This window comes from Hymenobacter cyanobacteriorum, from assembly GCF_022631375.1.
GTDB lineage: Bacteria > Bacteroidota > Bacteroidia > Cytophagales > Hymenobacteraceae > Hymenobacter > Hymenobacter cyanobacteriorum.
Genome location: NZ_JALBGC010000002.1, coordinates 407447 through 432256, shown reverse-complemented (window position 1 = coordinate 432256; position 24810 = coordinate 407447). Strand labels below are relative to the sequence as shown.

At 64.1% G+C, this 24810-nt stretch carries 14 protein-coding genes; 3 read left to right on the top strand and 11 right to left on the bottom strand.

Translation table 11 applies throughout. The features are described from left to right. Positions 1-55: 55 nt before the first annotated feature. The 11 genes from MON38_RS06990 to MON38_RS06940 form a co-directional block, all read right to left on the bottom strand. The gene (locus MON38_RS06990) at positions 56-1408 is read right to left on the bottom strand and encodes an aminotransferase class III-fold pyridoxal phosphate-dependent enzyme (protein ID WP_241935442.1); all 1353 of its coding nucleotides are present in this window, start codon (positions 1406-1408) and stop codon (positions 56-58) included. 106 nt (positions 1409-1514) lie between these two features. After that, entirely contained in the window at positions 1515-2987 is a 1473-nt protein-coding gene (locus MON38_RS06985) for a CoA-acylating methylmalonate-semialdehyde dehydrogenase (protein WP_241935441.1), read from the bottom strand. A 310-nt stretch (positions 2988-3297) separates the two neighbouring features. After that, the gene (locus tag MON38_RS06980) at positions 3298-8244 is read right to left on the bottom strand and encodes a carbohydrate-binding protein (protein WP_241935440.1); all 4947 of its coding nucleotides are present in this window, start codon (positions 8242-8244) and stop codon (positions 3298-3300) included. 450 nt (positions 8245-8694) lie between these two features. After that, positions 8695-9321: a cyclase family protein gene (locus MON38_RS06975; protein WP_241935439.1), complete on the bottom strand. Its 627-nt coding sequence runs from the start codon at positions 9319-9321 to the stop codon at positions 8695-8697. Between the two features lie 108 nt (positions 9322-9429). After that, positions 9430-12081: an MGH1-like glycoside hydrolase domain-containing protein gene (locus MON38_RS06970; RefSeq protein WP_241935438.1), complete on the bottom strand. Its 2652-nt coding sequence runs from the start codon at positions 12079-12081 to the stop codon at positions 9430-9432. Positions 12082-12179: 98 nt separating this feature from the next. Further along, positions 12180-12995: an SDR family oxidoreductase gene (locus MON38_RS06965; protein ID WP_241935437.1), complete on the bottom strand. Its 816-nt coding sequence runs from the start codon at positions 12993-12995 to the stop codon at positions 12180-12182. Between the two features lie 160 nt (positions 12996-13155). Beyond that, entirely contained in the window at positions 13156-15459 is a 2304-nt protein-coding gene (locus MON38_RS06960; RefSeq protein ID WP_241935436.1) for a WG repeat-containing protein, read from the bottom strand. A 42-nt stretch (positions 15460-15501) separates the two neighbouring features. Continuing rightward, the gene (locus MON38_RS06955) at positions 15502-15975 is read right to left on the bottom strand and encodes a DUF6799 domain-containing protein (RefSeq protein WP_241935435.1); all 474 of its coding nucleotides are present in this window, start codon (positions 15973-15975) and stop codon (positions 15502-15504) included. A gap of 111 nt (positions 15976-16086) precedes the next feature. Next, positions 16087-16524, bottom strand: a complete 438-nt coding sequence (locus MON38_RS06950; RefSeq protein WP_241935434.1) for a PepSY-like domain-containing protein — start codon at positions 16522-16524, stop codon at positions 16087-16089. A gap of 78 nt (positions 16525-16602) precedes the next feature. Next, positions 16603-17910, bottom strand: coding sequence for a sensor histidine kinase (locus MON38_RS06945; RefSeq protein ID WP_241935433.1), 1308 nt, complete (start codon positions 17908-17910; stop codon positions 16603-16605). A 78-nt stretch (positions 17911-17988) separates the two neighbouring features. After that, a complete protein-coding gene (locus MON38_RS06940) occupies positions 17989-18666 on the bottom strand; it encodes a response regulator transcription factor (protein WP_241935432.1) in 678 nt (225 codons plus the stop codon). A gap of 174 nt (positions 18667-18840) precedes the next feature. Here MON38_RS06940 and MON38_RS06935 point away from each other — a divergent pair, with 174 nt between their 5' ends. From MON38_RS06935 to MON38_RS06925, 3 genes are all read left to right on the top strand, one after another. Next, complete coding sequence (locus tag MON38_RS06935) at positions 18841-20187, top strand: TolC family protein (protein WP_241935431.1); 1347 nt, start codon at positions 18841-18843, stop codon at positions 20185-20187. Between the two features lie 151 nt (positions 20188-20338). Beyond that, entirely contained in the window at positions 20339-21313 is a 975-nt protein-coding gene (locus tag MON38_RS06930; protein WP_241935430.1) for an efflux RND transporter periplasmic adaptor subunit, read from the top strand. 151 nt (positions 21314-21464) lie between these two features. Beyond that, a complete protein-coding gene (locus MON38_RS06925; RefSeq protein WP_241935429.1) occupies positions 21465-24629 on the top strand; it encodes an efflux RND transporter permease subunit in 3165 nt (1054 codons plus the stop codon). Positions 24630-24810: the final 181 nt, after the last annotated feature.

The following is a 24810-nucleotide window of genomic DNA, read 5'->3' as shown; positions in this document are numbered from 1 at the left end:
CGGCGCGGGTGCCGCACGCGAGGTGCCTCGGCTGCGCTCGGCATGACGGGCTGGATTAATGCACGTATTTATCCGCGATGCTAATGGCCTCCGAGATAATAGCCAAGCCCTCGTCAATCTCGTCCTTATTGATGGTAAGCGGGGGGCAGATGAAAATGTAATTCCAGCGCACGAAGGTGTACATGCCCAACTCGCGGATTTTGGCGGCAACCTGATTCATGATGGCCATTTGGTCGTTGGTGGCGTTCCAGGGGGCCATGGGCTCTTTGGTGTCGCGGTTTTTCACCAGTTCGATGCAGCCGAAAAGGCCGGTGTTGCGCCAGTCGCCGATGCTTGGGTGGTGGCGCATGAGCTGAGCTACTTGCTCGTCCATGTACTTGCCCATTTCCACGGTGTTTTCGAGCAGGTTGTCGCTCTCGTAAATATCGAGCACGGCCACAGCGGCGGCGCAGGAAACCGGGTGGGCCGAGTACGTAAGGCCGAGTGGCAGCGGCTTATCGTCGAAGGATTTGGCGATTTTCTCATCCACCATCACCGCGCCCAGGGGCAGGTAGCCGGCGGTGATGCCCTTGGCCATGCACATGATGTCGACTTTGACATTGTGGTGGTCGGAGCCAAACCACTTGCCAGTGCGGCCGAAGCCCGACATCACTTCATCAGCAATGAGCAGGATGCCGTGCTTGTCGCAGATTTCGCGGATGCGCGTCCAGTAGCCGGGCGGGTACTTGATGCAGCCCGACGTGCCCGACTCCCCTTCGAGCACGATAGCGGCTACGCTGCCGGGGTTCTCATAGCCGATGATGCGCTCCATGGCATCGGCAGCGCGCTGGGCGCACTCCTCGGGCGTGGAGCTGTGCCAGGGGCAGCGGTAGAAAAACGGGTTTTCGACGTGGATGGTGCTGGGCATGGCCTGGTTATCCACGGCAAACTTGCGCGGGTCGCCGCCTACGCTCATGGCGCCGTAGCTGGCCCCGTGAAACGACTGGTACAGCGACACAATTTTGTGGCGGCCGGTGTACACCCGCGCCAGCTTGATGGCATTTTCGATGGCCTCGGCCCCGCCCAGCGTGAAAAACGCTTTAGTGAGGTTGGGCGCGGTAATTTCGGCCAGGCGCTTGCCGAGGTCGCCGCGGGCCTTGGTAATCATGCCGGGGTACACGTAGCTGAGCTCGCGCATCTGGGCGGCCACGGCTTCGGTCACGCGCTGGTCGCCGTGGCCGATGTTCACGTTCATGAGTTGGGCCGAGAAGTCTATGTAGCGCTTGCCGTCGCGGTCGTACACGTACACGCCTTCGGCGCGCTCGGCGTTGATGGGGTTCAGGCCCGTTTGCTTCGACCACGAAAAGAGCGTGTGGTCGAGGTTATCGTGCAGGATTTGGTCTTTATCGGTGGCGAAGGTGGTTTCCATTGTTTTAGCTGTTAGCCTTTAGCTGTTAGCTATTAGCTTTTCTATGTTCATTTCAATTTGCGAGGAAGCTAACAGCTATCAGCTAAAGGCTAACAGCTTGAATAAACTAGCTCATCCAATTCACCCGCGACTCCGGGTTCCACTTGGTCGTGGTCTTCTTCAGCTGCGTCCAGAATTCGATGGAGCTTTTGCCGGTGATGTCGCAGGCGCCGAATTTCGAATCATTCCAGCCGCCGAAGGAGAAGGGCTCGCGGGGCACAGGCACGCCGATGTTCACGCCAATCATGCCGGCGTTGGCGTGGTCCATCACGTAGCGGGCACTGCTGCCACTGCTGGTGAACACGGCGGCAGCGTTGCCGTAAGGGTTGGCGTTTTCAATGGCCAAGGCCTCGTCCAGCGTGTTGGTGCGCATGATGGCGAGCACCGGGCCGAAGACTTCCTCCTGAGCGATGCGCATGTCGGGCGTCACGTAGTCGATTACTGTTGCACCCACGTAGTAGCCGTCTTCGTGGCCGGGCACCACGGCGTTGCGGCCGTCGAGCAGGACTTTGGCACCGGCGGCTTCGGCTTCGGTGATGTGCTGTTCGATGCGCTCCTTGGCCTGCTTGCTGATGACGGAGCCGAGGTTCTGGCCGGCCACAATCTTCTTGGCTTCTTCCACGATTTTGGCCACGATGCCATCAACCGCGCCCACTCCCACCATGGTGGAGCCGGCCATGCAGCGCTGGCCCGCGCAGCCCGACATGCTGGCGGCCACGTTCGAGGCCGTCATTTCGGGGTGGGCGTCAGGCAGCACCATCAGGTGGTTTTTGGCACCGCCGAGGGCTACGCAGCGCTTCAGATTGCTGGTGGCGCGGATGTACACCACTTTGGCAATGGCGGTAGAGCCCACGAAGCTCACCGCCTGAATGTCGGGGTGGTCGCAGATGGCTTCCACAATTTCCTTGTCGCCGTTCACCACGTTCAGCACGCCGTCGGGCAGGCCGGCTTCTTTCAGCAGCTCGGCGATTTTTACGGCGCTCAGGGGCACCTGCTCCGAGGGCTTCAGAATCATGGTATTGCCGAGCACAATGGCGTTCGGAATAGTCCAGTGCGGAACCATGTTGGGGAAGTTGAACGGGGCGATGCTGGCTACCACGCCCAGCGGCTTGCGCTCGGCGCGGGCTTCCACGCCCTTGCTCACTTCCAGAAATTCGCCCTGGATGAGCTGCGGCATGGAGCAGGCAAACTCGGTCAGCTCAATGGCTTTTTCGACTTCGGCACGGGCCTCGTCGTAAGTCTTGCCGTTCTCCTCGCGCACGAGGTCGGCGAGGGCTTTCATGTCGCGCTCCAGCAGCGTTTTATAGCGGTAGAAAATTTGCACCCGCTCCTTGATGGGCGTGGCCGACCACGAGGGGAAGGCGGCTTTGGCGGCCTGCACGGCGGCGTCGAGCGCGGCGGCGTTGCTGAGGGGCAGGGTTGAAATCAGCTGACCGGAAAGCGGGCTGAACACGTCCATAGTGGCCGTTCCGGAATCGTTTGTGGACTTTCCACCCACGTAGTTCTGGATGGCGGGATACTTCAAGGTTTGGACTTCCATGTTATCTTAATGTTAAGCGGGGTGCAAGCTAAGGGTTTTGTAGGAAATCCCGCAAGGGCCGAATCATAAATTTATTATTTTTCCTGAATCGGCCCAAACAAATCAGCCGCCAGCGCCTGCGTGGAAAGCAGATACCGACGGCTGAATTTGCACTGCCCCGCGGGGCGGCAGGCCGCTAACAGGCGGCGCTTAAAAAGCAGAAAGTCGTCCTGCTGAGTTTGTTGAAGCCACGGCTGCTTCGTTGCAGCGAATGAATTTCTTCGGCAGCTGCGGCACTTCAATCGGGCTCAACAGGACGTTTTCCGGGGTGTTATTCTTTCATGATTTTCCGGACTTTCGTGCCGTCGGCGCTGCGGATGGTGAGCAAGTACACGCCGCCGGCCAGCTTGCTCAGGTCGATGCTGGTGCTGGCACGGCCGGCTTCGACCTTGATTTCGCGCACCAGCGCCCCGCGCAAATCGCGCAGCGTGAGGGTGTGCGCGGCGCTACCGCGCAGCTCGACGGTGAGCTGGCTGCTAACCGGGTTGGGGTATACCGCACCGGCTACCACGCCAGCGGCCGGAGTAGCAGCCAGGGCACGGGCCACGTTGCACGACTGGCCCGCCGTGTAGGTGAAGGGCGTGGCCGAGTTGTTGCGCTCGGGACCGCCCGCTCCTACCTGGTAGGTGAAGTACAGGTTGGTGAGCGTGCCGGAAGCCAGCGCCAGGGTGTAGGTGAAATCACCGGCCCCGTTTTTGGTCATCGTGTAGCCGGGGTAGGTGCCGGTGGTGCCGTTGCGCAGGTATAGGATGGCCAGCGTGCCGCCGGCCGTAGCGCCGAGCGGGTGGAACGTGAAGGTGACGTTGCCGCCGCTGCTCACCGCACCATAGCTGAAATCGGTAGTGGTGGCGCAGTAGGTGCCGGCCGGGGCGGCGCTCACGGTTACACTTACGGCAGTCGAAGTCGTCACGGCGCCGGCGTTGTCGGTGGCTTTGGCGGTGAGGGAGTAAGTGCCGGAGGCTACTCCCGTCCAGGTGTAGCTGTAGGGGGCGCTGGTGTCGGTGTTCAGCAAGGTGGTGCCGTTGTAGAAGGCGACGGAGCTCACGGTGCCATTGGCATCGGCGGCGTTGGCGCTGATGGTGATGCTGGCCGGCGCGGTGAAACTGGTGCCGTTGCTGGGCGAGGTCAGGCTGACGGTGGGCGGAGTGTTGCCCGCCGCCGTGAAGGACAGCCAATTGAGGTTGGAGCCGGCCGTGGGGGCGTACACCCGCAATGTTTGGGCGCCGGCTGCCAGGGTCACGGTGGTGTTCACGGTCGTCCAGGTCTGCCAGCCGCCGGTGTTGCCTACGGCCACGCTGCCCAGCGCGGTGCCTGCGCTGTTGCGCAGCTCCAACTGCCCGCCGCCGGTGGCGCTGGCTACGCGGAAGCCCACAGTGTAGGTACCGGCCGTGGCTACGTTCACGGCGTAGTCGAGGTAGTCGCCGGCGTCGATGTAGCCCACGTTCAGGCCGCCGCCGGTGTCAGTGGTGGTTTCAGTCTGGATGCCGAGCATGGCCGAGTAGCTTTCCGCTTCAATGGTGCCGGGAATGGCCTGGCCAGCGGGGGCGGCATTCACCGTAATGCTGACGGCGGCCGAGGTGGTCACGGCTCCGGCGTTGTCGGTGGCTTTGGCCGTGATGGAGTAGGTGCCGGCGGCTACGCCCGTCCAGATGTAGCTATACGGGCTGCTGGTGTCGGAATTCAGGAGCGTGGTGCCGTTGTAGAAATCTACTTTCGACACCGTGCCGTCGGAGTCCGCCGCGTTGGCGCTGATGGTGATGCTGGCCGGGGCCGTGGACGTGGTGCCGTTGGTGGGCGAAGTCAGGCTGACCGTTGGGGCCACATTGCTGGGCGCGGTAAAGGTGAGGTAGTTGACGTTGCAGCCGGTGGAGGCCGAGGCGTAGAGGCGCAAGGTTTGCACGCCAGCGGGCAGAGTAACGGTGGCATTGATGGTCTGCCAGGACTGCCAGCCGCCGGTGTTGCCCACATTGATGCTGCCCAGCACCGTGCCGCCGCTGTTGCGCAGCTGCAGCGTAGCGCCGCCGTTGGCGCTGGCTACCCGGAAGCCCACGGTGTAGCTGCCAGCCGTGGCCACATTCACGGAGTAATCAAGCCAGTCGCCGGTTTCGAAGTAGTCCACGTTCAGGCCACCGCCGGTGTCGGTGGTGGTTTCGGTTTGCGTGCCCGACTGCGCCGTAAAGCTCTCGGCTTCAATCTTGCCAGGAATGGCCTGCGCGGTCGGGGCGGCATTCACCGTCACGCTCACAGCGGCCGAGGTAGTGGCCGCGCCGCTGTTGTCGGTGGCTTTGGCGGTGAGCGAGTAGGTGCCGGCGGCCACGCCCGTCCAAGTGTAGCTGTAGGGGCTGGCGGTGCTGGTGCCCAGCAGCGTAGCGCCGTTAAAGAACTCCACTTTCGACACCGTACCGTCGGAGTCAGCGGCGTTGGCCGTCAGGCTGATGCTAGCGGGCGTGGTGTAAGTAGCGCCGTTGGTGGGCGAAGTCAAGCTTACCGTTGGGGCCACGTTGGTGGGCGCGGTGCCGGTTTTGCTCAGGCTGCGCAGGTTGTCGAAGTAGTACACGTCGCCCGTGCTGGAGTTGGGCGCGAACAGGAACACCAGTCGGTCGACGCTGGCTTCGGTGGTGCTGCCGTCGGGCGTGCTGGCGTAGGTGAATTGCAGAGTTTGCCAGGCGTTGGACTGCTTCACCACGGCCTGGTAGATGCTGTGGCGGCCCGCCGGGTAATTACTTGGCTGCGAGGCTACGCTGCTCTCCAACTGCCACGAAATCACGGTGCCCACCGGCGCGGCGGTGTACACATCCATCGCAAATACCTTGTCGCCTGATTTATACAGCGCGCCGTCCTTCACGGCGGCGGTGGCAAGGGTCAGGGCGTCATAAGTCTGCGTGCTGTTGCGGGTGTACTTGGCCACGTGGGCCGAGGTGTTGATGCCAGCGGCGGCGGGGTTGTTCTGGGTGGCGAGGTAGGTGCCGTTGGCCGTCACGTAGCTCACGTTGTGAACGGTTTCGTAGTCCTCAAAGAGTGTCCCGGCGGTGTACGTTGGGTCGGCCACATGCTTGATGACCTTGATATTATCGAGGTAATAGGTATTGCCGGTGTTGGTGTTGCCGTTGAAAAGCACGGCGAGCTGGTCGATGGCCAGGTTGGAGGTGCCGGCGTCGGGCGCGGTGTCGAAGCTCAGCGTGAGGGTTTGCCAGGCATTCTGGGCGGTGGTTACGGCCAGGTAGGTGCTGTTGCGGCCGGCCGGGTAGCTGCCCGTGGGCGCGGCGGCCGTCTTGTTTTGCAGCGTGATGCGCACCGTGGTGCCCACCGGCGCGTCGGTGTAGAGGTCAAGCTGCAGCTGGTAGGTCTGGCCCTTGAACTTGCCGGCGTCGGTGATGACCGTACCGGGAGGGCCGGCATTGAAAAACAGCACGTCGTAGGTCTGGGTGCTGTTGCGCACGTACTTAGCTACTTTGGCCGAGGTGTTTACACCCGTAGCCGAAGGGTTGGCGAAGTTGGCCGTATAGGTGCCGTTGGTGATGGCCGCGTCGTAGCTGATGCGGCTGGTGCCGTCGTAATTCTCCAGAACGTCCGTCGCCACCACCGGCGGCGCTGGCTGGGCATACACCCGCACGTTGTCGAAGTAGAAGGTATTGGCCGAATTCAGGCCCGGCTCGAACAGAAAGGCCACGTTGTTGATGGCGAAGATGTTGGTGCCCGCATCAATGGTTTTCTCGTAGTCGAATTCCAGCGTTTCCCAGGCGTTTTGCTTGGTGGTGAAGGCCTTGTAAGCGCTGTGCCGGCCCATCGGGAAGTTGGTCGAAGTCGTCACGGCCCCGTTTTCGAACTGCATCGTGACGCGGCTGCCCACTGGCGCAGTCGAGTACACGTCGACGTATACCTTCTTGCGGCCCTGCGCGAAGTCATTGGCATTGCCTACGGTGAGGCCCTGCACGTACAGCACGTCGTAGGTTTCGGAGGCATTGCGCACGTATTTGCCCACCGCCGTCGAGGTATTGGGCGCAGCCGAAGCAGGGTTAGCCACGGCCTGCGTGAGCACGCCGGTGCGGGTGCCATAAATCAGGAAGCGGTTGGACTGGAAGTCCTCGTACACCTTTTCCAGGTTCAGGGCTGGGCTCATGGTCACGGCTTTGGAGTAGGTGTTGGTGGTGCAGCCCGAGGTGGTGACGGTCACGGCCACGTTGCCGGCGCTGGTGCCGTAGTTCACCGAAATGGAGTTGGTGCCCTGGCCGCTCACAATGGTGGCACCGGCCGGAACCGACCACGCGTAGGTGGCCCCGGCAATGGCATCGATGCGGTAGTTTTTGTACTGCTCGTTCTGGTACACGGCCCCGTCGCCGAGCACGGCGTAGTTGTAGGTACCCTTGTAAATCCGCACGTAATCCACCAGCGTCTGGGTGGGGTAGTCGCCGGGCGTGGGCTGAATGTAGCCGGTGTAGCCCGAGCCCGGGCCGCCCACCGCCGCGTTGAGAATCAGATAGAACTGGTTGTCGTTGAAGGGAAACGCGCCGGCGGCCGTTTGCGGCGTCACGGTGTTATACAGGTTGCCGTCCACGTAAAAGCGCAGCACGTCGGGGCCCCATTCGAGGGCGTAGACGTGGAAGCCGGTCGACAAATCCACGCCCGCCGAATAGGTGCGGCTGGCGAAGTATGGGTTGCCGCCGCCCGCGTCGCCAATAGCTGTGCCCGTCACCGAGTTCGGGTTCTTGTGCTTGGCTTCCATAATGTCGATTTCGCCGGTGTAGGGCCAGTTGCTGGGGTCGGCCAGCATCCAGAACGCCGGCCAGATGCCACCGGCCGAGGGCAACTGCATGCGCGCCTCAATGCGCCCGTACTTGAAGGTCTGGAGCTTGCCCAGGCCGGCTACTTTCGACTCGATTTTGCCCGAGCTGTATTGGTAGGTGTTGCCGCTGGGTGCGGTGGTGGTTTCCAATTTGGTGTTGATAATCAGGTTGCCACCGGTTACGGCCAGGTTCTGGGCGCGGTAATTTTGCAGCTCAGCGTTGCCGAAGCCGCAGAGCGTGGGGCAGCCGTCGCCCACTACCACTTTCCACTTGGTGGTGTCGAGGGCGGCGGTATTGAACTCATCGCCCCAGACGAGCTGGTTGCACTGGGCCCAGGAGCGGGCGGGCAGCAGGGTAAAAAGCAGGCCGAAACTGAGCAGTGCGGCCACACGGTTTCGCCACCGGCCAGCCGGAGGAGTAATGTTTATTTTCATGGGTGGGGTTAGGTTGAGAATGAACAGCGCTTGCCGCTCCTCCCCTGTCCGACTCAAGCAACGTTCACCGGCCGATGAACCCGCGCAAACCGGAACAAGCCACGGAGCAACGGCCCAAAGGTGAAGAAAATGTCAGTTAAAAAAAGGCCACAATCGTTTGAAAAAGACGTTTTTCATCTTCTTCAACGGTTGGGCCTTACGCTTACCTCACAACTACACCCCGCCCAAATGAACCCTGCCGCGCGCCCGGCCCCGCCGACGTTGGCCAGCCGGCTCTCCCTAAAAAACAACGATTAAATCACCGAATGCCAAAATTATGTACGTCTCTGAGGCCCTCCTGCTTGCCCACAAAACGGAGTAGGGTGCGGGCTTGCCCCCGCCCGTCGTGAGAATAAGTTAAGGGAGAACCGTTCGACGACGGGCGGGGGCAAGCCCCGCACCCTACGCATCTTATAACGGCCGTAGCAGCACCCGGGCCGGTGCGCCGTCACTGTCCACGATTTTCAGGGGCAGGCACAGCATTTCGTACTCGCCCGGCACAATGTGCTGCAGGGCCAGCCCTTCAATAACGCAGATGCCCGCGTCGAGCAGCGTGTGGTGGGTATCGGCCTTGCCAACCGACAGGTAATCAACCCCCACGCACACTACGCCGCGGTCGCGCAGGTGGCGGGCCGCGTCGGCATCAAGGGCCACGAAATCGGGCTGAAAAGGCATCGTGCTCCACTCGTGGTCGGAAATACGGGTGCGGAAGAGCAAGCGTGCGCCAGGCTCGATTTCGAGCTTTTCCACCTCGGCCAGGCTGATGCTGCGCGGGTCGGTGATGCCTACCACGCGGGCTGCGCCCATCAGGCGGGCCAGGTCGATGGTGGTGCTGTCGCCGGCGTTGGCGGTGAAATGCAGCGGGGCATCGACGTGGGTGCCGGTGTGGGCGCTCATCGACACTTCGGTGACGTTGGCGGCCGCGCCGGTGGCAATGCTCAGCGTTTTTTTGACGTGGACGGGGGCGTTGTCGGGCCAGTGCACCATGCCGTCGTGGATGGGCGTGGTGGCATCGAGCCAGGGAAGAGGAATGGACATAATCAGAACGTCATGCAGAGCGCAGCGAAGCATCTCGCTCGCAATCGTTGGAATATTGAATTAGTGGCGGCACGCGAGATGCTTCGCTGCGCTCTGCATGACAACCGGTTACTCCCCTACCCGCGGCTGGAGCAGCTTGGCAATCAGGCCCGTCCAGCCGGTTTGGTGGCTGGCACCGAGGCCGTGGCCGTTGTCGCCGTGGAAATACTCGTGGAACCAGAGGTAGTCGCGGAAGTTGGGGTCGTTCTGCAGCTGCTTGTCGTCGCCGAAGCAGGCGCGGCGGCCGGTTTCGGCATCGCGTAGGAAGAGTTGGGTGAGGCGCTTGGTGAGGGCATCGGCCACTTCGAGCAACGTCACGGTTTGGCCGGAGTTGGTGGGATATTCGACTTTGAAATCGTCGCCGTAATAGTGGTGGAAACGTTGCAGCGACTCGATGAGCAGGAAGTTCATGGGCATCCAGACGGGGCCGCGCCAGTTGCTGTTGCCGCCGAACAGCGTGGTTTGCGACTCGGCCGGCTCGTAGTTCACGGTGAACTGGGTTTCGGTACCCCGGAAGATGAACGGGTGGGCCAGGTGGTAGCGCGAGAGGCTGCGCACGCCGTAAGGCGAGAGAAATTCGGCCTCGTCCAGCATACGGGCCAACAGGCGCTTCACGCGGTGGCCGCGCAGCAGCGAGAGCAGGTGGCGGGCACCCTTGCCGGGCTCCTGCCAGCGAGACACCAGCGCCGCCAGCTTCGGCCGGTTGTCCAGAAACCAGTTCATGCGGGCCAGAAACTGCGGGGCCGTTTTCAGCGTATCCTCGTCAATCACCTCCACGGCAAACAGCGGAATCAGGCCCACCAGGCTGCGCACTTTCAGCAGCTCGTGGCCGCGGTCGGGCGTGTTCAGGGCGTCGTAGTAGAACTCGTCCTCGTCGTCCCAGAGGTCCATGTGCTCGTTGCCCACGTTGGTCATCGCCTCGGCGATGTAGAGGAAGTGCTCGAAGAACTTGCTGGCCAAATCTTGGTACACGGTATTGGTCTTGCTGAGCTCCAGCGCGATGCGCATCATGTTCAGGGCATACATGGCTACCCAGGCGGTGCCGTCGGCCTGCTCAAGGTAGCCGCCGTAGGGCAGCGGGGCCGAGCGGTCGAACACGCCAATATTATCCAACCCCAGGAAACCGCCCTCGAAAATGTTGCGGCCGTCGCGGTCCTTGCGGTTCACCCACCACGTAAAATTCAGGAGCAGGCGGTGGAAAATGGTTTCCAGAAAATGCACGTCGCCGTGGCCGCCGCGGGCTTTCTGGTCGATTTTGTAGACCCGCCAGGTGGCGTAGGCGTGCACGGGCGGGTTCACGTCGCTCAGCTTCCACTCGTAGGCCGGCAGCTGGCCGTTGGGGTGCATGTACCAGTCGCGGCATAGCAGCAGGAGCTGCTCCTTGGCAAATTCGGGGTCGAGCCGGGCCAGAGGCAGGCAGTGGAAGGCCAGGTCCCAGGCCGCGTACCAGGGGTATTCCCAGGTATCGGGCATCGAGATGATGTGCTGATTGTTCAGGTGCTGCCAGCCGGTGCCGTTGCGGCCGTCGAGGCGCTCCGGCGGCGGGGGCGGCAACTTGGGGTCGCCGGCCAGCCACTGCGGCACATCGTAGTAGTAGTACTGCTTGCACCAGAGCATGCCCGCGAAGGCTTGGCGCTGCACGTTGCGGGCGTCGGCATCGGTGATTTCGGCCTGCAGCTCGTGGTAGAACTGGTCGGCCTCGGTCAGGCGCAGCTTCAGGGTCTGGTCGAAGTCGGCGAAGGGAGTTTCGAGGCCCGGGGCGGCCAGGCGCAGGCGCACCACGCGGGTGGCGCCGGGGGCGATGGCCAGCTCATAGTGGGCGGCGGCTTTGGTGCCGGTTTGGGCGGGGTTCACAGCGCCGGCCTGGCCCTGCACGAGGTAGTCGTTGATGCCATCCTTGAAGAACTGCTCATCCGAAGGCGCGTGGTAGAGGCGGCCGTTGTTGGTGGCGTTTTCGCAGAACAGCAGCGCGGGCTTGGTGCCGGGCAGGGCTTCGTCGCAGTAGAGCACGAATTGGCCCAAGTCCTGATGGTCGGCGTGCAGGTGGCCGTCGGGCGTGGTCGAAAGTTCGGGCCGATACGGGTCGTTGCCCCAGGCCCAGGTGTTGCGAAACCAGAGCTGCGGCAGCAGGTGCAGCGTGGTATCGTCGGGCCCACGGTTCACGATGGTGAGTTGGATGAGCACGTCCTCGGCATCGGCCTTGGCAAATTCCACGAACACGTCGAAGTAGCGGCTTTCGTGGAAAATGGCCGTGTCCATTAGCTCGAATTCGGGCTTCATGCGGTCGCGACGGGCATTTTCCTTCACCAGCCACTCGTACGGAAAAGCGTGCTGCGGGTACTTGTACAGCATGCGCTGGTAGGAATGCGTGGGCGTGGCATCGAGGTAGTAGTACACTTCCTTCACGTCCTCGCCGTGGTTGCCCTCGGTGCCGCTCAAACCGAAAAAACGCTCCTTCAGGATGGCATCCTGCCCGTTCCAGAGGCCCAGGCCGAAGCAGAGCAGCTGCTGGTCGTCGCAGAAGCCGGCCAGAGCTTCCTCACCCCAGCGGTAGGCGCGGCTGCGGGCCTGGTCGTGGGTGGTGAAGTTCCAGGCGTCGCCGTTGGCCGAGTAGTCTTCGCGCACGGTGCCCCACTGGCGCTCGGCCACGTAAGGGCCGAATTTGCGCCAAGACTTGGTGCCGTCCTTGGCTTCCTGGAGGCGGGTTTGTTCGGGGTTCATTCTTTAAGGGTTGAGTTTTAAATGTTGAGTTTTGAGTTGCGTTTTGAAAGGCGCACAACGGCTAACTCAACATTCAAAACTCAACCCTCAACACTTCATCACCCGTTGTCGGCGAAGCCGGGGTAGAGCGTCATGCCACCGTCCATGAAAATGGTTTGGCCGGTGATGTAGTCGGCCTCATCTGAGGCGAGCCAGGCGGCGAGGTTGCCGATGTCAGCGGGGTCGCCCACGCGGTTGTAGGGAATGAGTGTGAGCAGGGCCTTTTCCTCCTCGGGCGTGTCGCGGGCCGAGAGGTTGATGGGCGTGGCAATGGCGCCGGGCGCAATGCTGTTGACCCGGATTTTGTGCGGGGCCAGCTCCTGGGCGGTGCTTTTCATCAGCTGCATGATGCCGCCCTTGCTGGCCGCATAGTTCACGTGGCCGGCCCACGGAATGACTTCGTGCACCGAACTCATGCAAATGAGCTTGCCGGTGGCCCGGGAAATCTCGGGCTGCTCGCCGCGCCGGATGAATTCGCGGGCCCCTTCGCGCAGGCACAGGAACTGGCCGGTCAGGTTCACGTCAATCACCTTCTGCCATTGCGCCAGGGTCATGTCGACGAATTTTGCATCAACTTGCAAACCAGCATTTGCTACCACAATGTGCACGGTGCCAAACCGCTCGATGGTCTGTTTGAACATGGCCTGCACCTCGTCTTCTTTGCTCACGTCGGCCTTGATGGCCAGGGCCGTGCCGCCGGCCGCCTCAATGGTGGCAACGGTCGCCTTGGCTCCTTCTTCGTCGTGGCCGTAGTTCACCACTACGGACGCACCGTGCGCGGCCAGCGCCACCGCTACGGCCACGCCAATGCCGGAGCTGGCCCCGGTGACAAGGGCAATTTGATTGGCGAGACGCCGGGGGTCGGGAGTGGGCATGCGCGAAGGTTGGGGGTTGGTGAACGGATGATGGGCCAATGCTACGGGCAATGACTTGAGGTTTCGATGAAGCCACGGCAGCAGCATTGGGCAGCTACCTGAACTTACGCGCACTGTCGGGCTTGGTTTGGTAAGCCGACCGCTGCCACTGCCCGGCAGTCTACTTCACTTCCTCGCCGTCCTTATCAATCAGGAAGCTGCGGCCGTTTTGCGTCACGCGGGCTTTGCCGTTGCTGAAATCGGCGGCCAGCTGGTAGCGGCCGAAGGGCTTGGTGCCGCTGGCCGGGTCGGCGAGGTAGTCGGGGGTGATGAAGGTGTAGCCGTCGGGCAGGCGCACGCGGGCCAGGCCATCGACGAAGGAATAGGCTTCCTTGAAAATGACCGGCTTCTCGGGCACCTCGGGGCCGTTGATGTAGAACCAGCCGCGGTGGTCGAGCACGGCGGCGTGGCCCTCGGCAAAGTCGAGGGCGTTGAAGAAGTAGTGGTCAAATTCCTGGCCGCCTTCTTCTAGAAAAGTATAGGCCTCCCCTACCCGCACCCGGGCGTAGCCGCCGCGGTAGGGATTGATGGCATCGTAGGCCGCGCCTACTACTTGTTTGCCAGCCTCATCCACCAGCCCGAATGCGCCGTCCTTTTCCACTACCGCCTGTCCGCCCTCAAACGGCGCGGCCGAGGCGAACTGCGCTTTGATGACTGGCTCGCCGCTGGCATTGGCGTAGCCCCAGCGGCCGTTTTCCTGGTAGGGCACCGGCGCGATGCTGGTGCGGTGGGAAAATAGCCACACCACCAATAGCAATACCACCGCGCCAGCCGCGCCCAGCAACACGCGGGGACGGGCGCGGGCCGCCGCCGCTAGCTTTTGCAGGTGCGGCACGGCCGCCGCGCCGGCCGCTTGGGCGCGCGCGCCAAACGCCCGCAGGTGCTCCGCGACTGGCGGGGCGGTGGGTGCGCCAGTCGCAGGCTGTTCCGCACTGGTCGCGGCGGGTTCGGCCGGGTTTGCAGCGCTACGCCCGGAAGTTGGGGCGGACGCCGCTACTGGCGCGGCTGGCGTTGCCGCCGCCACCGGGGTTGGGAACAGGGCTTCGAGGGCCACCGCCCTGTTCGGTGCCGGCGCGGCTAAGGGGGCGCTGGAGGTAGCAGCAGCTGGCACCGGCTGGTCCTGCTTCGTCGCCACTGCTGGCGCGGGTGCCGCCGCGGTCGTTTCCGGTATAGTGGGCGCGGCCGCGAGCGGAGTTGCGAAAGCCTCTACCACGGCCGGCGCTACCGGGGGAGCTATTGCGGCCACCGGCGAGGCAGCTGCTGCTGTTGCGGTTGGCTCGGGTGCTTCGGCGGCAGCTTCCCGCGCGGGCGCTGGGGCCGGGGCGGCGGGCGTTGGCGCTACGGGCACGGCGCTGAGCTGCCCGATGAGCTGGCTCAGCTGCTGAATCTTGGCATCGAGCTCCTGATTGCGGGCGGCGAGCTCGGCTTTGGAGGCTTCCATCTCCGCTTCGAGGGCGGCTTTCTCGCGGGTTTCCGCCCCGAGGCGCGACACGAGGGCGGTAGCTTCGGCGGCTACGGGCGGGGCCTGGGCCAGTTCGGCGCGGAGCTGGGCAATGCTGCGCTCACGCTCGGCTTCGCGGGTTTCGAGGGCTTGCAGCTGGGCCTGCACGTCGGCCTGCATTTGCTGGCGGAGCTGCTCGAGATGCTTTTTTTCTTCGTTGCTGGCCATGAGGGCGGCCGCCGCGCCGTAGGGCACGTCGTCGTCGGGCACGTCGTTAGCCCCCAGCCAACCCCAGAGGGCGCGGGCCTTGCCGCCGAGGAAGCTACCGGCGGCGGCCGCCACAGCTTCTGGCGTGTCGGCGGCCAGGCCGGTAGCGGGGGCCGCAGTTGGGGCGGGCGGTGCGGTAGCGGCGAAGTCGTTGAGCTCGGCGGCCCATTCGGCAAGGTCGGCGGCGGTGAGGTCGATTTCGGGGGTAGCCAGCTGGCGCAGTCGGCGCGGCAAATCGGCGGGGCCAGCCAGCAGCTGGAAGCCGGCGGGGGCCTCGTTCAGGGCGGCCTCCACGTCGGGGCCAAAGGTGAGCGGGGCTTCAAACACCACCACCCCGCTGATGAACTGCAGGTTGGCCTGGGCGGGGGTGAAGCGCGGGCGCAGCCAGGCGGCCAGCGTGGCTTTCTGCTGCCGGAACTGCTCGAAGGGGTTATCGAAATCCTCGCCGCCAGCCAGCGGCTCGCCGTTCAGCTGCCAGCCGCCGTAGCCCAGCGCCGGAATGCCCAGCGCGCCGCCGCGCGGCACCAGCACCAGCAGCGTGATGCCGTGCGGACGCACCACCACGGCATCGAGCGGCGCGGCCCCGTCCTCAAGCACCAGGTTGCCCAGCAGCAGCGACTCGGTGGCGGTGTCGGCTTCAAGAGACGCGCGCACGGCGGCAAACTGCGCGGCGCGGGCGGTATCAGGGAAAGGAGCAGCGAGGAAAAGGTGAACCATATAATAATCAGGGGTAAGCAACTACGACAGGCGGCGCGGCGGCTAGTCGTCTTTCCAACGGCCGTGACCTTTGCCCTTGCCGTGGTGCTTTTTGGCCTTTTTGAACTTGAAGAAGCCGTTGCCGTCGTCGTCGCGCCCAAAAACCTGCTCCAGCAGCGTGTTGGCGGGCACGGCCCGCGCCGGACCGGCCGCCGCGCCCGGGCGGGCCAGGGCCAGCGCGCCGGTGGGGCCCGCCAGCACGGGCACGGGGCGGCCGCGCAGGTCGCAGCCTTGGCCCTCGCGCAGCTCGGTGCGCTGGCCGGTGGCGCTCACTACAAAGCCGTCTTTGGTGACGGTGGCACCGGTGGGCAAGTGGGCGTCGCGCGTCATGGCGTAGGGCTGGCCGTTGCGGATGACTTCCATTTGGCCGTTGCGGCGGCGGAAGCCGTCGTTGCCGGCCGGCTGCTGGGCCTGGGCGCGGGCAGCCAGCAGCAGGCCCGCCGCCAGCGCCAGCCGGGCGGCGCGTAAACAATTCACAGAAAACACCATACGAGAAGCGGCCCCGAAGAATCCCTCCGGGGCCGCTTCTCATACGTCAAATTCAGCGCCAGGCTGTCCGGATGAGCTCTTTTTTTGGTGGGCTGGGTACTACGGCTTCACTTCGGTGCCGTCGGCGCGGAACAATACGTCGCGGTGCTGGCCGGCCTGGCTGATTTCGGCCTCGTAGGTGGTGGCTCCGGTAGCGGCCGTCACGATTTTCGCGGCTTCCGTCACTTTAGCGGCTTTGTAGTACGTGGCCAAGGCCTTCTGCACGGGCGCGGGCAGCTGGGCCACGGGCATTTCGGTTTCGGTTTCCTTGAGCACGCCGGCGGCGGTGATGACGGCCGACATTTCGGCCTTGCCCTGCACGAACTCGGCTTCGTAATCGGCACCTTCTTTTTCCCATTTCACCGATTTCACGCCGGGAAAATGCTGCCGGAAAGCAGCAGCGGCGGCAGCCGGCACTTTGGCGGCGGCGAGTTTCTGGGCGTGGGCGGCGGGGGCCAGCAGCGCGGCGACGGCGAGGGTTGTCAGGAGGGTTTTCATGCGATGAAGGCGGAGTTTGGTGGGTATCAGCCCAAACCTACGGCTGCATTCTGTGGTCAATTTGTGCGCTTTCCGGAGTCAATCTGAAGCCGAGAGAACGGCCGGGGCCGCCGTGCCAACTGCGGCCGGCAGCGTCACGCGCAAGGTGTGGCGGGTGCCATGCTCGGTTAGCTTATAGCTAAGGCCAAAGCCGTAGTGCGCGCAGATTTGCTGCACGATGCTCAGGCCCAGGCCCGGTGAGTCGGAGGCGGCGTTGTGCTTGCGGAAACGCTCGAAGAACCGGGCCGGGTCGCCGGGGGTGGCGGGGCCGGTATTGCTCACTTTCAGCTCGTGGCGGGTGAGGGTTGCCATCAGTGCACCGCCGCGCACGTTGTGGCGCACGGCGTTTTGCAGCAGGTTTTGCAGCAGCGAATCGGCCAGGCCGGGGTGCATCAGCACCACCACAGGGGCCTGGGCAATGTCGAGGCCGTAGCGCAGCTCGCGGGCGTCGAACAGCGGTTCGAGCTGGGCCATGCGCTCGGTCAGCAGCTCGTCGAGGCGCACGGGCTGGGCCTCGGCAAACTGCCGGTTCTCGATTTTGCTGAGCAGGCTCAGGGCCTGGTGCAGGCGCGAGAGGCGCAGCGTGCCGCGGTAGAGGTCGGCCACGAGCGGGGCGGCGGCCGGGTCTTCGGCCAGGGCGGGCACTTGCAGCAGCTGCTCCAGCTGGGCCTGCATGATGGCCAGCGGCGTCTGGGTTTCGTGGGCGGCGTTGGCGGTGAATTCGCGCAGACTCTGGTAGTCGGCCACTAAGCGCTGGCTGAAGCCGTTGAGGGCCTGGTTGAGCTCGGCAAACTCGGCCACGGCGGGCGCGGGCAGCGCCAGCGGCTGGTGCTGCTGCAGGTTGTAGCCGCGCAACGCCGCCAGCGTGTGCCGGAACGGGGCCCACAGCCGGGCCGAGAGCCAGCGGTTCAGCCCCACCATGCCGGCCAGCAGCAGGGCCAGCACGGCCACCATCACGGCCAGCACTACGCCCAGCAGGTCTTCGGTTTCAACCAGCGACTTGCGCAGCGACACCCACACCGGCCCTTCGCCGCGCACCACGAGCGGAAACGTGAGCTGCCGGTGCGGCACCATTTCGTTTTCGGTGCGGTCGAGCAGCACCGTGTCGCGGAAGCCCAGCGGGCGCGGGGTGCGGCTGATGTCGAGCAGGATGGCCAGCTGGCTCACCGACGGCAGCTCGTTGGCCTGGGCTTTGGCCAGCAGCTCGCGCCGGCGGTCGGCCAGCTGCTCGCCCACTTCCGTGCGCAGGGCCCAGTTGATGCCGTGGTACAGCCCCAGGCTGCCACCGACAAACAGGAACAGGGCCAGCAGCAGGTAGTAGCGGGTGGTAGCGGTGAGCAGGTTCATGCGGCAAAAGTGGCGAAGCGAGGGGCGCGGGCAGTAGTACTAGCGCCCAGGCGCCGCTTTTGTTTCAGCCGCATCCGTTTACTCGTGGCTCAGCTTGTAGCCCACGCCGTACATCGTCCGGATGTAGTTTTCGACGCCCTTTTCCTGCAGCTTTTTGCGCAGGTTTTTCAGGTGCGTGTAGATGAAGTCGAACGAGTCGGCGGCATCCACGGCATCGCCGCAGAGGTGCTCGGCAATGGCCTCTTTGGTGAGTACGCGGCCGGGGTTGGCCAGCAGGTAGAGCAGCAGGTCGTATTCCTTTTTGGTGAGGACGAGGAGTTCGCCGCGCACGTGCACCTCGGCCAGCTCGGGCAGCACCAGCAGGTCGCGGAAGGTGATTTGCTGCTGGCCGTTGAACTGGCGGCGGCGGATGATGGCCCGCACCCGGGCGTTGAGCTCGGAAAGGTGGAAAGGCTTAATGAGGTAGTCGTCGGCCCCGAGGTCGAGGCCGGCAATTTTGTCGTCGAGCGCGTCGCGGGCCGTGATGATGAGCACGCCGGCCGCCGAACCCTCGGCCTTGAGGGCGCGCAGCAAATCCAGGCCCGAACCATCGGGCAGCGTGAGGTCGAGCAGCACGCAGTCGTACTTATAGAGCTCGATTTTTTCGTGGGCCTGGGCGAAGCCCGCGGCTTCGTCTACCACGTAGCCGTTTTGGCGCAGCGAGCCGGCCAGGGCCGTGCGCAGGGCGGCTTCGTCTTCAACAAGCAGAATTTTCATGAACAGTGGGGCCATTGCAAGGCGGCCAGCCGCGAAGGACGCACAAAAGGTTGAAGACTTTCTGGCTCCGGCCGCGTATGCCTACCGGCCGGGCGGGCCGCTCCCGCCGCTCCGGCCTGATTTTCTTCAGAATCCTCCCGCAGCTTTGTGACGCTTACCATCGTTCTCCGCGTCTTGATTACTCGCTTCCCTGGTCTGATTGCCGGCCTGGCCGTGGGCACCGCGCTGCTGGCCGGCTCCGGGGCCGCCCGCGCGCAGGCGGTGCCGGCTCCGGCCGTACTCGCGCCGCTGCCGGCCGTGGCCGCGCTGCCAGTCAGCCCGCGCCGCCTCGACGAGTTCCTGCTGATGGCCCGCCAGAACAGCCCGCTGCTGCGCGAAACCGTGAACCAGGTGGCCCAGAACCGCATCGACAGCCTCGTGCGGGCCCGCCAGAACGGCGTGCAGGTGGCCGGTATCGGTTCGGCGCTGTACTATCCGAGCATCACCAACAGCCGGGGCGAGAGCGTGCTGGGCTACGACAACGCCATTTCCAACGGCGGCAACTACGCCGCCATTGCCCAGGCCAGCAAGCCCATCCTCAACCGCTTTCAGCTGCAGAACGACTACCAGATTCTGGCCAGCCAGGGCCAGGTGCTGCGCAACACCGGCCGCTTGTCGGCGCTGGATTTGCGGCGCAACATCACCGACCAGTTCCTGACCGCCTACGCCGCCGAAACGCAACTCAGCTTCAGCCGCACGCTGCTCGCCCAGCTGCGCCAGCAAGACCAGATGCTGCGCAAGCTGGTGAATGGCGGCATTTTCAAGCAAACGCAATACCTGAGCTTCTACCTCTCGGTGCGCACCCAGGAGGTGACCGTGGAGCAGAACCGCCTGGCCTACCGCCGCGAGCTGGGCACCCTGCGCGCCCTGGCCGGCGTGGCCGATACGGCGCTGGTGAGCATCGAAGCCCCCACCCCGCCCACGCACCGCCCACTGGCCGGCCTGCTGGCCCCCGCCCAACGCCAGTACACCCTCGACAGCCTGCGCCTGCTCCTCGACCGCCGCGCCGTGGATGCCTACTACCGCCCCAAGCTCAGCGCCGTGGTGGATGCGGGCCTGCAATCGTCGTCGTACCTGCCCGTGGCGCTGGCCCACAGCGTGGGCATTGGGGGCGGCCTGCAGCTGGGCATTCCCATTTTCGACGGCCACCAGCGCCAGCTGCAATACCAGCGCCTGGAGCTGAGCGAGCAGAGCCGGCGCGGCTACCGGCAGTTCCTCACGGTGCAGCGGCAGCAGCAGTACGAGCAGCTGGAAGGGCTCATTCGGGCCTCTGATGCGTTGCTGGGGCGCATCCGGGAGCAGCTGCGGGTGGCGGAGGCGCTGGTGGGCGCCGCCCGGCAGCAGCTGGCTACGGGCGACGTGGCCATTCTGGACTACCTGAATCTGGTGACCAGCTACCGAACGTTACAGTTTAGTTTAACCCAGGCCCAGACGGACCAACTGCGTAGCCGTTTTGCACTCGATTACCTCGCCGAGCAGTAAAAAAGTGTAGGGGCGGGGTCTGCCCCCGCCCGCCGTTCGGGCCGCTTGTTTTGCGCTCCAATAATTAGCGCCCGCCATTCACACCGGCCGGTGTAAGTCTCAACAGTTACCGTTCAACGACGGGCGGGGGCAGGCCCCGCCCCTACTCCTGATGAATCTCCCACGCCGCCTTCTCTTCCTCCTCACCTTCGCCGGCCTCAGCGCCTGCGGTTCAAAAGACCCGGCCGCCGCCGACGAGGCCGCCGCGCCCGCCGATGGCGAAGAGGAAGCAGCCGTGAAACCCAGGGCCCTCGTCACCGTCGGCACTATCCAGATTGATACCCTGACCGACGTGCTGCGGCTGAGCGCCGTGTCGGCCTATGCGGCCAAAGATGCGCTGCGCGCCACCACCACCGGCTACGTGCTGGCGCCCACGCCCGTGGTGGGCCAGCAGGTGCGCGCCGGCCAAACAGTGTTCACCATCCAAACCAAGGAATCGAAAACGCTGCACTTAGATAAACTCACCGGCGACCCTCGCCTTAAATTCAGCGGCATCATTCAGATAAAATCGGCCCGCGCCGGCATCCTGGCCACCGTGGACAAGCTGGCCGGCGACTATGTGCAGGACGGCGAGCAGCTCGGCCTCACCTACGACCGCAGCCGCTTCGGCTTCATCCTCGACGTGCCCGTGACCCAGCTGCGCTACGTGCACACCGGCCAGCGTTGCCGCATCATCCTGCCCGATGGCCGCGTACTGCCCGGCCGGGTGGCCGAGGTGCTGGCCACCGCCGACGTCAGCATTCAGACTCAGCGCTACACCATCCGGCCCACCGGCCCGGTGCCGGACCTGCCCGAAAACCTGGCCGTGCAGGTTGAGCTCGATAAAACCGCCCCGCACCTGGCCCGCACGCTCCCGCGCGGGGCAGTGCTCACGGATGAAACCCAGACCGAGTTTTGGGTGATGAAGCTGGTGAATGACTCCACGGCCATAAAAGTCCCCGTGACGGTGGGCGCGCAGGAGAAGGACCACATCGAAATCAAAACCCCCAGCTTCAACCCCCGCGACATGATTCTGCTCAGCGGCAACTTCGGGCTGGACGACACGGCCGCCGTGAAGGTGACCCGGCCGGCGGCGGAGAAGGAGTAACCGTTGAAGCAACCGAATGAGAACGTCATGCTGAGCGCAGCCGAAGCATCTCTACCGCGCAATGCAATTCAATCGATATGATTACTCCTGCGCTAGAGATGCTTCGACTGCGTTCAGCATGACCGTTCCAGATTAATTGAATCCTAAATCAATGCCCAACCGTCCCTCCGTTTTCCAAGCCTACAAAGCGCCCATTGCGGTGCTCTTGGCGCTAGCCCTGGCGCTGGGCACGGTGGCTTACCGGCGCATCAACGTGGCCCTGTTTCCGGAGGTGACTTTTCCGAAGGTGAAGGTGATTGCCGAGAACGGGCTAGAGCCGGTCGACCGCATGATGGTGACCGTGACCAAGCCCATGGAAGACGCCATGAAGCGGGTGCCGGGCCTGAAACTGTTGCGCAGCACCACCAGCCGCGGCAGCTGCGAAATCTCGGCCTTTCTGGATTGGGGTGTGAACGTAGCCACCAGCCAGACGCTCATCGAGTCGCGTCTGAACCAGATTCGGGCCGACCTCCCCCCCACCGTCAACATCTCGGTTGAGCGCATGAACCCGGCCATTCTGCCGGTGATGGGCTACACGCTCGAAGCGCCGGGCCGCTCGGCGCTGGAGTTGCGCAAGCTGGCGCTCTACACCATCAAGCCCTTCCTCTCGCAGGTTGAGGGCGTGTCGTCGGTGGCCATCCAGGGCGGGCGCACGAAGGAATATCAGATTCAGCTGCTGCCCGACCAGCTGGCCGCCCTCGCCCTCGGGCCGGATGATATCACGAAGGCCCTCACCGCCACCAACTTCGTGCAGAGCAACGGCTACCTGAGCGACTACCGCCGACTCTACCTGACCGTGACGGACGCCACTATCGTTCAGAAGGAGGACCTCGAAAACCTGGTGCTCCGCAACGACGGGCGCCGCATCGTGCGCCTCGCCGACGTGGCCACCGTCAGCCTGGGCGAGCAGCCCGAGTACACCCGCATCAACGCCAACGGTTCCGACGCCGTCCTCATCTCCATCCTCCGCCAGCCCGATGCCAACGTGGTGCAGGTGTCGGATGGCGTCAAGGCCAAAGTAGCCGCCTTAAAATCGGGCCTGCCGCGCGGCGTACGCATGGCGCCGTATTATGACCAGGCCGATTTCGTGGCCGAAGTGGTGCGCTCGGTGCAGGACGCACTCTGGATTGGCCTGGCGCTGGCTCTGATAGTCACGGCGCTGTTTCTGCGCTCCTTCCGCGCCACGATGACTATCCTCGGGGCCATTCCGGTGGCGCTGGCGCTCACCATTGCGGTGCTGTATTTCGGCCTCGGCTACTCCTTTAATATTATGACGCTGGGGGCCATCGCCGCCGCCATCGGCCTGATGATTGACGACGCCGTGGTGATGGTGGAGCAGTTGCACCGCGTGGGCGAAGAACACCCCGGCGCCACGCCCGGCGAAGTGGTACGCCGCTCGGTGGGCCATCTGCTGCCCGCGCTCATCGGCTCTTCGCTGAGTACGATTGTTATTTTCCTGCCCTTTGCGCTGCTGGGCGGCGTGGCGGGGGCGTATTTCAAAGTGTTGGCTACTACGATGGTAGTGGCGCTGGTGTGCTCTTTTCTGGTGGCGTGGCTGGGGCTGCCGGTTATTTATCTGCTGCTCTCCAGAAAAGCTGCTAGCTCAAAGCTGTCAGCTGTTAGCCCCCCCTCCAACGAGCAGGACCTCCGCAATGAGCCACCGGTGCCGGATGGGAAAGCTAACAGCCAGCAGCTGATAGCTAACAGCTCACAAAACGCCCACCACGAAATCCCCTGGGTGCGCGCCGTCATCCGGCACCCGGCCTACAGCATCGTTGGCATTCTGGTGCTCATCGGCAGCATGGTGCTCATCATTCCGCGCCTGGCTACCGGCTTTTTGCCCGACATGGACGAAGGCGCCATCGTGCTCGATTACAACTCGCCGGCCGGCACCAGCATTGAGGAAACCGACCGCATGCTGCGCCAGGCCGAAAAGCTCATCGTGAAGGTGCCGGAGGTAGCCAGCTACTCGCGCCGCACTGGCACCCAAATGGGCTTTTTCATCACCGAGCCCAACCGCGGCGACTACCTCATCCGCCTGAAAACCGACCGCCAGCGCACCACCGAGGAAGTCATTTCCGACATCCGCGAGCGCATTGAAGCCACCCAGCCGGCCCTCACCATCGACTTCGGCCAGGTCATCGGCGACATGCTCGGCGACCTGATGAGCACCGTGCAGCCCATCGAAATCAAGGTTTTCGGGCCCGATGCCACCAAGCGTTACGCTCTGGCCGAACAGGTGACCAAAGTGGTGGAAGGCGTGAGCGGCACCGCCGACGTGTTCGACGGTATTGTGCGCATGGGCCCGAGCGTGGACGTGCGCCCCGACCCGCGCCGCCTCGCGCAGTACGGCCTCACTGCCACCGATTTCCAGACTCAGCTGCAAACCCAGCTGGCCGGCACCACGGCCGGCAACGTACTCGAAGGCGAGCAGCTCCTCAACATTAGGATGCGCTACCCCAACGCCGCCCAGGCCACCCTGGCCCAGATGCGCGCCGAGCCCGTGTTCCTGCCCAACGGCCAGCGCCGCCGCCTCGACGAGCTGGCCACCGTGCGCATCACGCCCAGCGAGGCCGAGCTGGAGCGCGAAAACCTGCAGGCCATGACGGCCGTCACCGCCCGCCTCGACGGCCGTGACCTGGGCGGCGCCATGGCCGAAATCCGCCAGAAGCTGGAGCGCGACGTGCCGCTGCCGCCCGGCTACTTCATCCAGTACGGCGGCTCGTATGCCGAGCAGCAGCAGTCGTTTCAGGAGCTGCTCACCATTCTGGGCACGGCGTGCTTGCTGGTGTTCGCGGTGGCGCTGTTTCTGTTTCGGGATTTGAAGGCGGCGGGCCTGATTCTGCTCATTGCCGTGCTGGGGCCGGCCGGCGGCTCGCTGGCCCTTTTCCTCACCGATACCCCGCTGAACGTGGGCTCCTACACCGGCCTCATTATGGTGGTGGGCATCATCGGTGAAAATGCCATCTTCACCTTTCAGCAGTTCTTCGAGATTCTGGAAGAGGGCCGGCCCGTGGAGCAGGCCGTGGGCTACGCCATCGCGGCCCGCCTGCGGCCCAAGCTGATGACGGCCCTCTCGGCCATCGCGGCGCTGCTGCCGCTGGCCCTCGGCATTGGGGCGGGCGCGCAGCTGCACCAGCCGCTGGCCATTGCCGTGATTGGGGGGCTGCTACTGGCGCTGCCGCTGCTGTTGGTGGTGTTGCCCAGTCTGTTGCGCCTCTCCTACCAGCAGCAAACGTTGCCAACAAAACCGGCGTTAAGCACGACTGTTGCGTAGCGAATGCTCAGTCCTGAATTGCGCTGCCCCCGTCGATAAAACACCCCCTCCCCGTCGATGAAAACGCCCCTGACGGCCGGAGGGGGTTAATTTTGCGCTATGTTCTTAACAAAAACCCGTGTGCGGGAGTTAAGAGCCCTTGCAGCCGCAACGCTGCCCTGGCCTACGCAGAAAACAAACA

Excerpts from the sequence above, each read along its gene's own strand:
- MON38_RS06950 (WP_241935434.1), bottom strand. The coding sequence starts at position 16,524 with ATGAAAACCCTCCTGACAACCCTCGCCGTCGCCGCGCTGCTGGCCCCC.
- MON38_RS06930 (WP_241935430.1), top strand. The coding sequence starts at position 20,339 with ATGAATCTCCCACGCCGCCTTCTCTTCCTCCTCACCTTCGCCGGCCTC.
- MON38_RS06990 (WP_241935442.1), bottom strand. The coding sequence starts at position 1,408 with ATGGAAACCACCTTCGCCACCGATAAAGACCAAATCCTGCACGATAAC.
- MON38_RS06945 (WP_241935433.1), bottom strand. The coding sequence starts at position 17,910 with ATGAACCTGCTCACCGCTACCACCCGCTACTACCTGCTGCTGGCCCTG.
- MON38_RS06925 (WP_241935429.1), top strand. The coding sequence starts at position 21,465 with ATGCCCAACCGTCCCTCCGTTTTCCAAGCCTACAAAGCGCCCATTGCG.
- MON38_RS06965 (WP_241935437.1), bottom strand. The coding sequence starts at position 12,995 with ATGCCCACTCCCGACCCCCGGCGTCTCGCCAATCAAATTGCCCTTGTC.
- MON38_RS06960 (WP_241935436.1), bottom strand. The coding sequence starts at position 15,459 with ATGGTTCACCTTTTCCTCGCTGCTCCTTTCCCTGATACCGCCCGCGCC.
- MON38_RS06970 (WP_241935438.1), bottom strand. The coding sequence starts at position 12,081 with ATGAACCCCGAACAAACCCGCCTCCAGGAAGCCAAGGACGGCACCAAG.
- MON38_RS06980 (WP_241935440.1), bottom strand. The coding sequence starts at position 8,244 with ATGAAAATAAACATTACTCCTCCGGCTGGCCGGTGGCGAAACCGTGTG.
- MON38_RS06940 (WP_241935432.1), bottom strand. The coding sequence starts at position 18,666 with ATGAAAATTCTGCTTGTTGAAGACGAAGCCGCCCTGCGCACGGCCCTG.
- MON38_RS06985 (WP_241935441.1), bottom strand. The coding sequence starts at position 2,987 with ATGGAAGTCCAAACCTTGAAGTATCCCGCCATCCAGAACTACGTGGGT.
- MON38_RS06975 (WP_241935439.1), bottom strand. The coding sequence starts at position 9,321 with ATGTCCATTCCTCTTCCCTGGCTCGATGCCACCACGCCCATCCACGAC.